At 31.8% G+C, this 15,004-nt stretch carries 12 protein-coding genes and 1 pseudogene; 5 read left to right on the top strand and 8 right to left on the bottom strand.

Annotated features, from left to right (window positions below; genetic code table 11):
• Positions 1 to 60: 60 nt before the first annotated feature.
• Positions 61 to 381, bottom strand: coding sequence for a hypothetical protein (locus FHP05_RS10175; RefSeq protein ID WP_147667908.1), 321 nt, complete (start codon positions 379 to 381; stop codon positions 61 to 63).
• A gap of 607 nt (positions 382 to 988) precedes the next feature.
• Here FHP05_RS10175 and FHP05_RS10170 point away from each other — a divergent pair.
• The 3 genes from FHP05_RS10170 (at position 989) to FHP05_RS10160 (ending at position 6,423) form a co-directional block, all read left to right on the top strand.
• Complete coding sequence (locus FHP05_RS10170) at positions 989 to 2,278, top strand: hypothetical protein (protein ID WP_147667906.1); 1,290 nt, start codon at positions 989 to 991, stop codon at positions 2,276 to 2,278.
• Positions 2,279 to 2,545: 267 nt separating this feature from the next.
• Positions 2,546 to 4,456 carry an ATP-dependent nuclease gene (locus FHP05_RS10165; protein ID WP_191126320.1) on the top strand — a complete coding sequence of 637 codons (1,911 nt, stop codon included), beginning with the start codon at positions 2,546 to 2,548 and terminating at the stop codon, positions 4,454 to 4,456.
• A complete protein-coding gene (locus FHP05_RS10160; RefSeq protein WP_147667902.1) occupies positions 4,456 to 6,423 on the top strand; it encodes a UvrD-helicase domain-containing protein in 1,968 nt (655 codons plus the stop codon). The genes FHP05_RS10165 and FHP05_RS10160 overlap by 1 nt, the downstream gene beginning before the upstream one ends.
• A gap of 263 nt (positions 6,424 to 6,686) precedes the next feature.
• Here FHP05_RS10160 and FHP05_RS10155 read toward each other — a convergent pair whose 3' ends face one another.
• From FHP05_RS10155 to FHP05_RS10140, 4 genes and pseudogenes are all read right to left on the bottom strand, one after another.
• Positions 6,687 to 7,094, bottom strand: a complete 408-nt coding sequence (locus tag FHP05_RS10155) for a VOC family protein (protein ID WP_147667900.1) — start codon at positions 7,092 to 7,094, stop codon at positions 6,687 to 6,689.
• 143 nt (positions 7,095 to 7,237) lie between these two features.
• Positions 7,238 to 7,567, bottom strand: a pseudogene (locus FHP05_RS15705) (insertion element protein); the annotation flags it as partial.
• 19 nt (positions 7,568 to 7,586) lie between these two features.
• On the bottom strand, positions 7,587 to 8,327 hold the full coding sequence (locus tag FHP05_RS10145; RefSeq protein WP_147667898.1) for a helix-turn-helix domain-containing protein: 741 nt from the start codon (positions 8,325 to 8,327) through the stop codon (positions 7,587 to 7,589).
• A 43-nt stretch (positions 8,328 to 8,370) separates the two neighbouring features.
• Positions 8,371 to 8,886, bottom strand: coding sequence for a hypothetical protein (locus FHP05_RS10140; protein WP_147667896.1), 516 nt, complete (start codon positions 8,884 to 8,886; stop codon positions 8,371 to 8,373).
• A 501-nt stretch (positions 8,887 to 9,387) separates the two neighbouring features.
• Between FHP05_RS10140 and FHP05_RS10135 the strand changes: the two genes are divergently transcribed.
• Positions 9,388 to 11,319, top strand: a complete 1,932-nt coding sequence (locus FHP05_RS10135; RefSeq protein ID WP_147667894.1) for a recombinase family protein — start codon at positions 9,388 to 9,390, stop codon at positions 11,317 to 11,319.
• Between the two features lie 122 nt (positions 11,320 to 11,441).
• Positions 11,442 to 12,431: a tryptophan--tRNA ligase gene (gene trpS, locus FHP05_RS10130; protein WP_147667892.1), complete on the top strand. Its 990-nt coding sequence runs from the start codon at positions 11,442 to 11,444 to the stop codon at positions 12,429 to 12,431.
• Between the two features lie 27 nt (positions 12,432 to 12,458).
• Here trpS and FHP05_RS10125 read toward each other — a convergent pair whose 3' ends face one another.
• The 3 genes from FHP05_RS10125 to fabF all read right to left on the bottom strand — a co-directional run bounded on the left by FHP05_RS10125 (position 12,459) and on the right by fabF (position 14,977).
• Positions 12,459 to 13,229 (bottom strand): YjbA family protein, encoded by a 771-nt coding sequence (locus FHP05_RS10125; protein ID WP_147667890.1) that lies wholly within the window; start codon positions 13,227 to 13,229, stop codon positions 12,459 to 12,461.
• 126 nt (positions 13,230 to 13,355) lie between these two features.
• Positions 13,356 to 13,562: a hypothetical protein gene (locus FHP05_RS10120; RefSeq protein ID WP_147667888.1), complete on the bottom strand. Its 207-nt coding sequence runs from the start codon at positions 13,560 to 13,562 to the stop codon at positions 13,356 to 13,358.
• A gap of 176 nt (positions 13,563 to 13,738) precedes the next feature.
• Positions 13,739 to 14,977 (bottom strand): beta-ketoacyl-ACP synthase II, encoded by a 1,239-nt coding sequence (gene fabF / locus FHP05_RS10115; protein WP_147667886.1) that lies wholly within the window; start codon positions 14,975 to 14,977, stop codon positions 13,739 to 13,741.
• Positions 14,978 to 15,004 lie beyond the last annotated feature (27 nt).

The raw sequence follows: 15,004 nt of genomic DNA, 5'->3' as shown, positions 1-15,004 counted from the left end.
GATAATGTTGATTCCTACTCACTTATATTTATCAAAAAAAGAGTAAGCAAGGGAGTATCCCTAGCTTACTTGTACAAATTCAAGTGTATTTGTGGCTTTAATTATGTTTTCTATTAATCTTTCATCGAAAACATAGTCTTGTAAGATAACTGCCAAGTACCTTATTGTTTGACCAATACTTGTAAAAACCCTTAAATGAAGTAATTCTTGTCGTACTGCTGAATCATTATCCTTTTCGATCATTACAAAATATAGCGGTACGGATGAACTTTTCCCCATCCATCCATAACCAATTTCTTTAGAAACGACTATGTTGTAATCGTTAAAAAATGAGTAAACCAAATTGTCTTCTTGTAGTACCCGATTCTTGAAATTTTCCAATAAAATCTTCCTTTCTTGAGTAAAATTATATACACTATTAACTTATCTATAACAAGTATCATCCCTTGTTTTTTATCCATTCTTTTGCAAGTATTGTAGAACTACAGAATATAAAACCTAGCAAGCGACTTTTTAAACCTCCCTCTGTCAGCCTTCTAGACTTCTCTCACTAACATTACTACATTATTACTTTCTTTAAAGAAACTCTTCATTTTAAAGCTGAGATTAATTGGTCACATTTTTTCATATTCAATTTTTCTTCAGAATAGACAGTTCCTGCTTCAATTCTTCTGTTCAAATCCACTCCCTCTTTCGTAAGAAGTTTTTCATGATAATATTTCCATGCTGGGGTGGACAACTCTTTAAAACACCCTAAAATTTGGGGGTAAATTGCCTTTTAAATCAAATTTATATAATGGATCGTATGATTATATAGTTGAGCTAAATGATTCCATTACAATCGTTAAAAATTAGTACTCTATAGATTTGATTATATTATTTTTTTGTTTTATAAATAGATTGTAGGGCATTACCATAACAATCATAAAAATCAATCACAATACAAATTATAATCAGCCTACCACATACTTAAAGGAGGTTGATGATTATGACAAATCATGAAGAAAAATTATGCAAGAACAAATGGATGGTGACTTTGAATAGGGTTAAGGAATTAAGGCAACTTCTTACGGAAGTTCAGAACGGGGAAATTCTATTTTGGTTAGATGAAAATTGGATGTACAGAAGTATAGGAAACAGTTTCCCAAATGACTTCATATCTCCACATTTTACCCTTACTAAAGAAAATATTAGAAGGGGTGACAAAAATGTAGAAAACGTTATCTTGAATATTCTCAAATTGCTAGACCTCTATTATTTATACGATGAGTCCCCTTTTAACAGTGGAATCAGTTTCAAAGACTATTTAAGATCTGAAGAAAATAACGACATTTCCACTGTGCTAAATGAAAAAACTCTAGAGAGTTTATCTCACTCATATGATTTTCACATATATAATGACACTCATGAATTCTCTTATTCGTTTAAATGGAGTGATAGCAAAAAAGGAATTTATATCATTTTTAATAATGCCAAATACGGATATACATATTTCTACGATTTGATAATGTTTCTATTAGAAGAGTCTTTGACAATTACAGAATACGATTTTTACACACAGTTTTGTGAGGAAATAAGGAATTTCCAACGATACTATTATAAGACTACTTCGGATACTGATAAAGATATTATCACTTCAGAAACCGAGGTACAATTACTAAATCCAGAAAATAGAAAGAATAGGTTCGACCAGAATACTGATACTTATCAAGTAAATCCTGCTGTCAGAATTGCGGATGTTATTAATTATTTTAATTTAGATATTGAAGTATCTGATAAGAATTTATTGAATATGCATATCGATACCGATTATCTTTATACAGAATTCGCATATTACGATTTTCTTAACAACATAACAGTTCCAGAAGTTGAAGCATTAGTTATTGGAACTATAAAAGGTAACTTTAAAGAACCGTTTATAACTAGAAAATATACTTGTAATTATAATCATAGATTTAATTTTAAAGTTAGCAATGGAAATAAAATGATTGAATGTATAGTAGAGTGGAATTATCAGGAGGAATGCTATAAATATAGAAAGGGAAAAAATGAATTTTTATATTTTGATTCATATACTTCGCTTATATTATACATATTGCTTGATTTCAAAGATCTAAAAAATTTTACTTGGGATAAATTTATAGAAGATTGTGTACAACTGATTAAAACCATAGAAAAGTCTTCAAAAGTAGATATAAATCTAAACTATTTAATCAATAGAATTAAACAACCTAACGTCCTGGACGACTTGCTTTACAGTGACTTACCAATTATTTAATGTCACGTCTTGAATTAAAAATAAAACTGCCTCTATAAACTGAGGGCAGTTTTATTTTTTTGATGGACTGCCTTCATTAAACCATAATCCAATTATTTTATTTATCACTCATTGGGATCATCATTCAATGAATTCTCAACAATTTATGTAATAATTTTTAGATTGTGATATTCTGTCAATAACATAATAATATTTTTGAAAGATTAATAAACGGTTAAGCAAATAATTATGAAGTTAATATTATCTCATCGGGGAGTGATCGATCAAATGTATTTGTCAGAACTTTATATCAAAAACTTTCGTAAATACGGAAATCCTGGACTAAACTTAAAATTTAATCAACACTTAAATGTACTTGTTGGGGAGAATGATTCAGGAAAGAGTACAATTGTTGATGCCATTAAATTTGCCCTTTCTACACATAATAATGACTATGTCAGACTTGATACAGAAGACTTCCATTTGACAAAGGGAGCAAGGGAGGAAGAAAGAGCAACTGAAATTGAGATTATTTGTGTATTCAAAGGTTTTTCAGTTGACGAAGCAAAAAACTTTTTAGAGTGGCTAAAAATTGAAAAAGATGAAGAAACAACAACATACAGTCTAAAAGTTATTTTTTCTGCTAAAAGAAAGAATAAGAAAATATACTACGATGTAACAGCTGGAGGAACTAATACAGGTAAGTATTTAAACGGTGAAGCTAGAAATCTATTAAAAACCACCTATCTCAAACCACTTAGAGATGCAGAAATTGAAATGACATCTAGAAGAAACTCAAGACTTTCGCAGGTACTTATAAATCATTCAGCATTTGAAAATGAAGAAGAACATGAATTGGTGAATGCTATTCAAGATGCTAATGCTAGGATAATGGACTATTTTATTGAGAAAGAAAAGGAAGAGACAGAAGATGAAACTGTTAAAGATGACTTTACTAAAGAAAACACTGGTGCACAAATACTAAAGGATATTAATGAGTATCTCGAAAACTTCTCTAGTAATAGAAATATTTTAAAATCGCGCTTCAATATTTCTGATATTAAGTTAAAAAGCATTTTAGAACGGCTACAGTTAAATCTTGAAGATACAAAACCTGGCTTAGGTTCACACAACATACTATTTATTGCGACAGAATTACTATCTCTTCAACAAAAAGAATATGAAGGACTAAAATTGGCACTCATAGAGGAAATTGAGGCACATTTACATACCCAAGCACAAATGAGGTTAATTGAATTCCTTCAAAAACGCTCAGATGAGAGTGACATACAAATAATACTCACTACGCATAGTACATCATTAGCTTCAAAAATACCATTAGAAACTATGTTTATATGTCAAGATGATAAAGTATTCTCTCTTAATCCCAATCAAACTAGACTTTTGAAAGGAGATTATTTGTTCTTAGAAAGGTTCTTAGATTCTACAAAAGCAGATTTATTTTTTGCACAGGGAGTTATTATGGTTGAAGGTGATGCAGAGAATATATTAATTCCAACAATCGCAAAAATAATAGGGATCCCTTTATCTAAAAATGGTATAACCGTTCTTAACGTTGGAAGTACGGCATTTCTGCGGTATTCACGAATCTTCATTAGAGCTAACCCCGAACATGGAACAATAAACATTCCGGTTTCTTGTGTGACAGATTTGGATGTTAAACCACTCATCGATGAAAAAGATAATTTAATTAGCCCTTCCCCAGGACAAATTGAAGAAAAAAGGAATTTGATAACAACCAGATTAAATTCACAAAATGTAAAAGCATTCATTTCTCCAATATGGACATTAGAACATGACTTTGCAAGGAGTTCTTTTCAAGAGGACTTACTTAAAGCGGTACTATGGGCAAAAAAAATTCAGAACAGCGATACTATAGGGCTTACTGTTAATAAAAAGGAACAAGTTGAAGAAGATATAACTAAATATATCCAAAGCTGCAGAATCAAAAACTATTCAACCGAACGTATTGCATATGAAATTTATGAAAATATCGTAACAAAGAAAAATGATAAAGTTTCTAAAGCAATAATTGCACAGTGTCTTTCCGATATTTTACTGGAGAAATTTAAAGATAACCCCGATTCCATTAAAACACAAATACTCTCTGATCCGATGTTAGAATATATCATTAACGCAATTAAATATGCTGCAGGAATTAGTGAGGTGACTGAATAATGCATAATATAACTGATGAAGATATTAAATGGGCCGAAGAAGTACTTCTTCCGCATGGTTCAAGTTTTGATGAACAAAGAAGACAAGTTATTAAATGTTTAACATCAAAAGATATTTTAGCATGTCCCGGAAGTGGTAAGACAACTACCCTTTTAGCAAAACTATTAATATTAGAAAGAAAATTACCATTAAAAAATAATAAGGGGATTTGTGTTCTCACACATACTAACGTTGCAATTGATGAAATAAAAGATAAAATAGGTAATCTTAATTCCAGGTTATTTAATTACCCAAATAATTTCTCAACTATACAATCTTTTGTAAATAGGTATTTAGCAATCCCTGCTTATCAATACTTTTTTAAAAAAGATATACATATCATTGACAATGAGTATTACAAAAATGAATTTTATAAAGAATTTAATAAAGTTAATAAAAGATACAGAGTTAATATTATTAAGAGAGCTGCGTACTCCCCTGTACATACTCAATTACGCTTGGACTATCATGAAGATAACTTAGTTATAATGTGGGGTAGTACGCCATTAGAGCAGATATATAGAAAGGAAACTGATACATATAAAATTCTATCCTCGCTTAAAAAAAGATTACTTCATGGGGGCATTTTAACATTCCAAGAGGCATTAGCTATAGCACAAGAATATATTAAAACATTTCCTGAGATTAAAAGATTATTCTCTGCTAGATTTAAGTATTTGTTTATCGATGAAATGCAAGACACATCATATGATCAACAATTAATTATTCAGAGTCTGTTTGATACCGACAAGGTTGTTACCCAATACTATGGTGATCGCAATCAAGCAATATATGAGGGTAATAGTTCAAATGAAGCGGAAAACTTTATACAAGAAGAGCACCTCTCATTGGACAATAGTTTAAGATTTTCACAGTCAATCGCAAATTCAATTAAAACCATGTGTGTTAGCCCACAAGATTTAAAAGGCAATGAAACCATTCGTGAATTAAGACCTACTATTATAAAATTCAATAAGGAAAATATTAATGGTGTTCTTCCCATCTTTGGAGAATTAATTGTTAAAAACGAACTAACACAAGAGGGTAATAGAACATTTAAAGCCATAGGCAGAGTTACATTTAACAGTGATAGTGAAAAAATAGTAATTCCTAGTTACTATCCATCGTTCAAAAAAAGAGAAAAGTCTCCTTCTGAGAAAGCAAATACTTTTCACGAATATATAAGTCTTTTAAATGATCTAAACTCTATATCAGCAAACGACTATAGAGAAATACTCATTAAATGCTTTTTAAACTTTTTACGACATCTAAATATAAAAATAGAATCTCGCTACTTTACAGAAAAAAGTCTAATTGATTATCTCGACCGTAACTCACAAGAAGGATTTATTCGTATTGAGAAATTAATAACAGAATGGACATTAAAAATACATTCAGGTATTAACATAGAAACGGACATTAGGGATTTTTTATGTAATGAGTTACTACCACATTTTAATGTGACAGTATCAGAAGAAATGTTTTCTAGTTTTTTCAATACTGATTTTAATGGTTCTAATGCCGAATTAAAAAAGGAAGAAATTTTTCAGAAACAAAGTAATTACCAATATATTTCCGACAATGGAGAAAATGTACTAATTAATATTGATACAATTCATGGTGTCAAAGGTGAAACCCATACGGCTACATTATATTTAGAAACATTTTCTTACGGTTATGAATTTGATGAAAGCAAAATTATTGATTATTTAAAAAGAAATCATAAAAAGCCAAAGAAAATACAAGAGAAAATGTTAAAACTCGCATATGTAGGTATGTCACGTCCATCTCATTTATTGTGTGTTGCAATACGAGAGGAAGCATTAGAAGGTCATGAAGGAGAACTTATTGATTTGGGCTGGGACATAGTAGAATCTCCTAAAATGCAAGAAGACAAAGAACATAAAGCCGTTATATCTCAAACTTGAAGTCACTATTACGTAAGTTGAGAAAAGCATTGGATGATGTATACTAACGGGTTCAGATACGGGGGAGAAAAACAGTAATAAGAGTGTTAAACGCATACTATTTAACAAGCATTTCTCAAGCGAATTCACAGTATAAATAGCAAGCAAAAACGCTCAGACTTTTCGGAGCGTTTTTTTACATAAAATTTATTATCCCTTGTTCAACTAAAGCACCCGTTTATGAAAAATGTAAATAAGTTAAACAGCTTGTTTCACTTAAAGATTTATAGGTGAAGATCCTTTTCTGTACAAGTAATTTCTATCGTATGATTCATTGGATCTAAAACAGGAAAACTCCAATACCCTTTCCATTTTGGCTCAATAAAATATCTTGGTATTTGATTACTTAATATGGAATGGACAATGTCATTAAAATCTTCTCTATCACACTCTAAAGACCAACCTATCCTAGGTTCTGTTCCTCCTTGCCAACCTGGTTGAATGGCAAACTTATTTGATGGTGGATTAAAATCTTCATTGTAATCTATACTTAATTGGTGTTCACCAATCTTAAATGCAATCGAACCTTCATCATCCCATATGAGGTTTAACTGTAGTATATCTGAGTAAAACCACTTCATTTTCTTCAAATCGTTACAAAATAGATACGTAAATCCCCATCGCTTTGCCATATTAAATCTCCTTCTTCAGAAAATTTGCTTCTTCCACTATCCTGCCCGTTAGTTTAAGAACAATATTTCACAATCTTTAAAACTATTTTAACATAAAATTTCCATTTACCTTAAAATAGTTTTTCAGAATATTTTTGAGATAACTATCTCAGATAAATTATATCTTTTAAATCAAAGACATTATCGGTAATCCCCAAGCGTTGTGCAGATGTTTTCACTATTTTCTCTTTCCTCTCCTTAGTTGTATAAAGCGCACAAAAGTTATCAATGCGTTCTAAGGATTGTTAGAGCCATTTGAGCGTACTTTGGATTGAAGTTTGAATAAATATAACTTTTACCATCTTCACGAGCTGTCATTAAAGGTCTTTCTAATATAGATAACTTTCTCCGAATATTTTGAATAAAAGCATTAACTGCATTATCGTTTACGTTAATCATTAAATTAGAATATCGCTCGGTTCTAATGAAGATAAAAGATGAGGTAATATTTTTTCACCTTCCTAACTCCCATTCGTTTTCAAACAGGTCATTTATTATCTTAAGAGCCCTCTCACTACGTCTGATATTTTGATTAATATAATCCTTTAGTAATAGGATTTTATTAACATCCGATTTTCCTAATTTATCTTCTAAGCCATTTAGTATTCTCTCATTAACAAAACTGAAATCACCAAACAAATAATCTGTAATATTTCTATTTAACGATTTCAACTCTTTTATATCAAAACAATCTTGATTGCTCATCGTGACACATGAATGTAAAATTGATATTATCTCTACAAAGGATTCTCTCTTAATACTTATTTCATCATCGCTCAGATCTTCAAATGACCTCCCGGATCTTGATAGAGCAATATAAGTTAAAATTCCAAATAAAATTGTATCAACTTCATCTCCATCAGGAACTTTTATATTCTGTCTATGCTCAAAATGTTCTCTTATTTTTCTTGATGAGAATTGAAGAAACTCTTCTATGAAATCGTAGTCCCAGGTATCCAAAAGAAAATCTGAAGTTCCTATCATGTATTCTATTGAAGTATTAAAAAAACTTGCCAGTTTTACTATATCCTCTAATGTTGGACTTTTTCCATTATTTAAGTAACCTTGAAAAGTCGATTCATTAATATTGGTTCCTCTAATAATAGTACTAGTATCGAAACCATTAATACTTAGCAAATGCTGAAGTTTATCACCTATTGATATTTTGGGCTTCATTTTCATGCTATTTTCCACAATCATTCCCCTTTCATTTGCTCAATGTGATTAAGCAAAAATCTTATAATAATATTAAATATCCTAGTAACAAAGAAACAGGGATACAAAAAACTAGCACTTTACCTTTCAAAGGAATACTATTATTAATTTCACTACCTTTATGATTTTTTCTTGCTAAAATATAGCCCCGAAGAATACAAAACCAAAAATATGCGCCTGATATTAAAAACAACAAAAAATACAAACTTAGAACTACATTATCAGTTAAAACTAAAATGACAGTAAAGAATAATAAGTCTAAAGGAAATTTACCTACAAATATATTTAGAATCATTTTTTTTCGAAAACCCTTATTTAGTTCATCTGCTTTTATAGGATATGTCTTTGCGAGAATAGTATTAAGTATCAATGCACCAAGAAGTAACGTGGAAATAGAAATTATATAGTAATTTGTGATTTGTAATCTATAGTGCCACCAAATTAAAGGCAAACATAAGGTAGTAAAACATAACGAATAGTAATACATAATTGCAACCATAGCAATCTTATGCCAGGCAAATTCAATTATTTTCCCCAACTGTGCTCACCTCTACATTTTTTTATAATTTTAACGTAGATGTTAAAATATTTCCGCTTTTATGGGCACATGAATGAATATGTAAAAAAACTTGTCATTTTGAGAAACTCGAATAGTTACGGAAGCTGAATATATTTGTTGATTAAACAAAACCCTAACTAGGCTATATACCGTTCTTAGTCAAGGGTTATGTCTAGATTCATACCTTAGTAAAGCATGCTATATTTTAACATCCTCTGCATTTTCTTCATTTTTATGAACTCACTCTTTCTAATCAGGATACTGATTTGTTAATTCATTAGGGAGGAGGATAGTAGTATAATTGATTATTGACTATAGTATGTCTATGTTATAATTCTGTATATAAGAGAAAAGGGTAATTCTATAAATGACCTATAATCGTACTTATATTTATACATATGTAAACACCCTTCGGTAGCTATAACTCTTAATACAGAAGGTTTTTTACCTGAATTATTCGGTTTGAAAGGAGGATATCAATTGAAACTAGGGGCTGCTTATATACGAACAAGTGTAGATAAAACAGGAAATAAAATAAGCCCACAACAACAGTATAATGCAATTAAAGAATTTGCTGATAAGAAATCTATTACCCTTATTAATCAAGGTTATTACGATGAAGATGTTTCAAGTGAAAACTTTGAAGATAGACCTGCTTTCCAACAATTATTAAATGATATTGATAAATTCAACATCAAGTATCTAATCTGCTACGATAGTAGCCGCTATACTCGTGTAGTTAAGGATTTTATTAATATGACTACAGATTTGCAGGAAAAAGGAATAAAGATATTCTTTGCAAATAATAGTAAGGAGCTTAACCTCCTTGACTGGAATAGTAATACTATGATGGATTTAATTCAGTCTATTTTTGATCAGAATATGCGCGAAGAAGTCAGAACAAAAGTATCAGCCAATATGAATGAACTTGTTGATATGGGCTGTTATATAGGTGGCCCTATTCCGATTGGACTCTCAGTAGAAGAAGTTGAAATAGACGGTAAGAAGAGAAAAAAATATTGTTTAGGTGATAAAAAAGAAATTGACTTGGTTAGAAACATTTTTAAGTGGTATTTAGAAGAGGATAAGAGCCAAAGTGAAATCGTACGATTAGCGGACAAACAATATGCTGATATCTTAAATGAAAATGATTTAAAAAAGTATCGAAAAAAAGGAACTGAAGACAATTATAACGGTGTATTCTTTAATAGCAAAAAAATCTGGAGAATTCTAAGAAATCCTTCTTATACAGGTTATATGGTTAAGAATAGGAGAAAAAGAATAACAAAGAAGAAAAGAACAGATAACCCTATTGAAGAATGGTATTGGAGTAAAAATTATAGAGAAGGAAAAGAGCCAGACTTCACTCCAATTGTTCCATTTGAAACATGGGAAAAAGTACAACAAAAGCTACAGGATAGAAAGCCCAAACAAAAGCATTATGATCCTCAGAGAGAAAATAGCCCATATTTACTTTCCGGTATGTTGAAGTGCAACGAATGTGGGAGAGCCATGAATGGCACTTATACATTAGGAAAAGTTAAAAAGGATGGCACGCGTTCTAAGTTTTATTACTACAAATGTGATGTAGCTATAAAAAGTAAAGGCCAAAATTGCAGTAATAAGAAAATGGTACGTTGTGAAAAGGTTGATGATTTAATCATTGACATCTTTGGTAATGCAATTATATTACTAAATGTATTAAAGACGTTATACAGTTATCAAAAAGATGCTCTAGAAAATAATACTGCATATCTTGAGAAAATAAACGAATTAGATAATAAAATAAAAAAGACTGAGGAATCCAGAGATGGTATTATTTCTAGTATTGGTCAAGCATCAGACCCAGAGTTTAAAATGGAACTAATAAAACAAGGTGAAGAATTAACAAAACAGATGAGAGAATTAAGAAAAGAGAAAAACTATTTAAACGAGGAACAAGAAGAACAGAGCATGAAAAAGGTTGAGTTACAAGAGGTTGTAAGTTTATTGCTTCAGCCTGAAATCTTTTATAAAAATCAATCAACTAAACAAGTAAGAAATTATTTAAAACATGTGATAGAATCAATTGAGTATAAGCCAAATAAGGAAATTGTAATTAATTTAAAGTTTGCTAAAAAGGCAATGAGTATCACCACCGTACCTACTGAAAAATTTAATAAATTGAAAGATGAACTAAAAACCGAAAGAGGTAGAGTAAGTAAAAAGAAAGTAAAAGAACAAAATCAAATAGTCCTATTCAGTCTCTTATCTGCATTGTGGGATAAAGACCCTAATAAATTAGGGAAAGATGAGGCTAGTATAATAAAGTTTATAATTGAGGCTTTAGAGGAATTTAACAGGACGAATGAGGAATTAGCATACCCAAAGTTTAGTGGTACGGTGGCACACGGGGATTCATTCGTCCCTTAATTTTATGGGATGGGTGATTTTTTTGTATATAAAAATAAATATTCATCCTCCCAAAGTAATTTGGCTCAGACGGAATATCACCACATATAACAACGAGCAAATAAATATTTGGAGGGTTTCATATGAAAACAATTTTTTCAGGAATTCAACCGAGTGGAACATTAACGCTTGGAAATTATCTTGGGGCATTACGACAATTTGAACAATTACAGGATGATCATGAATGCTACTTTTGTATTGTGGATGAGCATGCAATTACGGTTCCACAGGATCGCCTTAAATTACGAAAAAATATTCGCTCATTAGCAGCACTTTATCTGGCGTCTGGAATTGATCCGGAGAAGTCAACATTATTTATTCAATCTGAAGTCCCAGCACATGCTCAGCTAGGTTGGATGATGCAATCCATCAGTTATATGGGTGAGTTAGAAAGAATGACACAATTTAAAGATAAATCAGAAGGTAAATCAGCTGTTTCTGCTGCATTATTTACCTACCCATCCTTGATGGTAGCTGATATTTTACTTTACGGCACAGATATTGTTCCTGTCGGAGATGACCAGAAACAACATTTAGAACTAACCCGTAATCTGGCACAACGCTTTAACAATCGATTTAATGATATTTTCACAATTCCAGAAGTTCATATACCTAAAGTAGGCGCACGCATTATGTCTCTACAAGATCCAACAAAGAAAATGAGTAAATCAGATGAGAATGTAAAAGGTTTTATTTCAATGTTAGATGATCCGAAGAAAATCGAAAAGAAAATAAAAAGTGCTGTTACAGATTCAGAGGGTATTGTGAAATACGATAAGGAAAACAAAGCCGGTGTTTCTAACCTACTAACCATTTATTCGAGCTGTACAGGAGAATCCATAGAATCATTAGAACAAAAATACGCTGGTAAAGGATATGGAGATTTTAAACAAGGTGTCGCAAATGCCGTCATTCAAGTACTTGAACCAATTCAAAAAAGATATTATGAATTAATTAATTCACCTGAACTGGATGAAATATTAGATGAGGGTCAACAGAAAGCATCCTTTACGGCAAATAAAATGCTGAAAAAAGCTAAAAAAGCAATGGGACTTGGCCGTGTAAGAAAATAAACCAAAAAAATCAGTGTCTAGCAAAAGCTATTCACTGATTTTTTGATTCCTTTTGGAAGTGTTACTAACATCTTCTAATTCCCATAACTTCTCTAAAAATGGTTGTCCCTTAATTAACTTTTGACATAAATCTTCATGTGCTATACTCCAACCCTGTTTTACACCATCATATAATTTCTCCCATACTCTATGTTCGTCCATAAAACGAATAGATGGATATAGTTTAGGGTCCCATTCTGTTAGCCAATAACGTAGTTCCTCGATATTATTTGTTGTTCTTAGTTGGTCTAAAGCCATCATAAGTAATTGTTTTAATTGTTTCTCCCGACGAGTAAGCCCAACAACAAGTTGTGGGTGCATAGATAACATATGATATTCTTTTTTGTACTTTTTGGGATCAAATTGAAAGTTTTCCTGTCGTGCATCTTTTATCATATCGTAAACCATCTGTTCTTGTCTTGGGATTAACCGACTTTTTCGAATTGGAATATCATAACCAATAGTATCAAAAGCTATAATTTCGGTGCCATCTGTAATAATACAGGCGTAATCTAACACTTTTCTTTCCATGCCTCGCCTCATATATGCTTGTTGATAAATCACTTCTAGAAATTGCTTCGGTATATCATGCATATCATTTTCAATATAATCATAAAGTGGTTTTGTTATGTAAAGAAGTGGAATTTGGTCCAATAATTCAATTTTATCTTGTCGGCGCCATTCATGGAAAAATGGTACATTATAAGCATTTTCTTCTCCTTCAAACCAATTCACCCAAACATCATGTAAATATAACATTTTTTCAACCCTCACTTTTATAGATGATTCCTTTCCAACGACTTTTTTTATCAACATATTTAACAAAATATGTCTGTCGTTATCATTCATTATGACCAATTTGATGAATATTATTCGATATTTACATCATAGTTTATTGGGAAAACGATGGATGGAAATCATCATAAAAATAAGACCCAAGGGCAAAAAGTAGCACTCCAAACGACCAGTAATATATTGAAAATATTCAAGCCAAGACACTCCAGCAGGTAAAAAATTTAAATAAGCAATGATGGATATTCCTCCGGTGATTGATAAACCAAATCCGATTAGAAATAAAAAAATATACCCCATACATTACTCCTCCATACTTGTCCATTACTCTATTTTATGCACCTCTAGTGAAATCATGAATGATAAGATAGATGTTTCTAGATGGACTAAAGCGAAACTTCAATCGGTTGAGGTCATACAGTCGGTTAACCTGCGAAAAAAAAGATTGGTCGATTTACATTGACCAATCTTTCTTTTTATTGATATTTTTTAAATAGTAATGCGACATTATGTCCACCAAAACCTAGTGAATTACTCATCACTACATTGACATTTTGTTTGCGGGCTTTATTTGGGACATAGTCTAAATCACATTCAGGGTCTGGTGTTTCATAGTGAATGGTTGGTGGTATGATTTGTTCCTCAATCACTTTTACAGATATGACTGACTCCACTCCACCTGCAGCACCAAGTAAATGCCCTGTCATTGATTTTGTTGATGAAATAGCAAGTTTGGATGCATGTTCACCATATACAGATTTAATTGCTTCTGTTTCATACTTATCATTTAAGTCTGTACTTGTTCCATGCGCATTGATATAATCGACATCTTCTGGTTTTAATCCAGAATGTTCAAGCGCTTGTTTCATGGCACGAGCAGCACCTTCCCCATTTTCAGCTGGTGCTGTAATATGATAGGCGTCACCTGTTGAGCCGTAACCGACAATTTCTGCATAGATTGGTGCCTGGCGTTCTAAGGCAGATTCCAATGTTTCTAAAATCAGTATCCCGGCCCCTTCACCCATAACGAAACCATCACGATTTTTATCAAATGGTCGGCTAGCAGTGTTTGGGTCTTCATTAAAGGATAATGCACGCATGGAAGAAAATCCTGCAAAAGCCATATTCGTGATAGGAGATTCTGATCCACCAGTAATCATATAGTCTGCATCCCCACGTTGTACCGCACGAAAAGCATCTCCAATGGAATTTGCACCAGAGGCACACGCGGTGACAGTACAAGAATTAATCCCTTTTGCTCCTAATTGGATGGATACTTGTCCTGCTGCCATATCAGGAATCATCATTGGAACAAAGAATGGACTAACACGACGATATCCTTTTTTCAAGAAGCGTCTAAATTGTTCCTCATATGTTTGCATGCCGCCAATTCCAGAACCAATCCAGACACCAACTCTTTCAGCATTTGATTCATCTATAGTGAGCTTCGCATCTTCTACAGCCATTTTAGACGCTGCTACTGCATATTGGGTAAATAAATCCATTTTACGAGCATCTTTTTTTTCTAGATATTGTAAGATATCAAAGTCTTTTACTTCACCTGCAACCTTTGCAGGAAATTCATTCTTATCTACTTTTGTTACAAAATCAATGCCGGACTTCCCTTTAATTAGGTTTCCCCACATTGTTTGCACATTATTTCCGACAGGGCTGATTGCTCCAATTCCTGTTACAACAACTCGTCTGTTCTTCATTCGTTTTGATCCTCCTCATATATATAA

Origin of the sequence: Cerasibacillus terrae (genome assembly GCF_008039555.1) — a bacterium.
GTDB classification, from domain to species: Bacteria; Bacillota; Bacilli; order Bacillales; family Amphibacillaceae; genus Cerasibacillus; species Cerasibacillus terrae.
Note: the sequence above shows the minus strand (reverse complement) of the source record. Positions and strands in the feature narration are given on the sequence as shown.

Bases quoted from the DNA above. Each gene is read 5' to 3' on its own strand.
- FHP05_RS10170 (WP_147667906.1), top strand. From the start codon at position 989: ATGACAAATCATGAAGAAAAATTATGCAAGAACAAATGGATGGTGACT.
- FHP05_RS10165 (WP_191126320.1), top strand. From the start codon at position 2,546: ATGTATTTGTCAGAACTTTATATCAAAAACTTTCGTAAATACGGAAAT.
- FHP05_RS10160 (WP_147667902.1), top strand. From the start codon at position 4,456: ATGCATAATATAACTGATGAAGATATTAAATGGGCCGAAGAAGTACTT.
- FHP05_RS10155 (WP_147667900.1), bottom strand. From the start codon at position 7,094: ATGGCAAAGCGATGGGGATTTACGTATCTATTTTGTAACGATTTGAAG.
- trpS (WP_147667892.1), top strand. From the start codon at position 11,442: ATGAAAACAATTTTTTCAGGAATTCAACCGAGTGGAACATTAACGCTT.
- FHP05_RS10125 (WP_147667890.1), bottom strand. From the start codon at position 13,229: ATGTTATATTTACATGATGTTTGGGTGAATTGGTTTGAAGGAGAAGAA.
- FHP05_RS10120 (WP_147667888.1), bottom strand. From the start codon at position 13,562: ATGGGGTATATTTTTTTATTTCTAATCGGATTTGGTTTATCAATCACC.
- fabF (WP_147667886.1), bottom strand. From the start codon at position 14,977: ATGAAGAACAGACGAGTTGTTGTAACAGGAATTGGAGCAATCAGCCCT.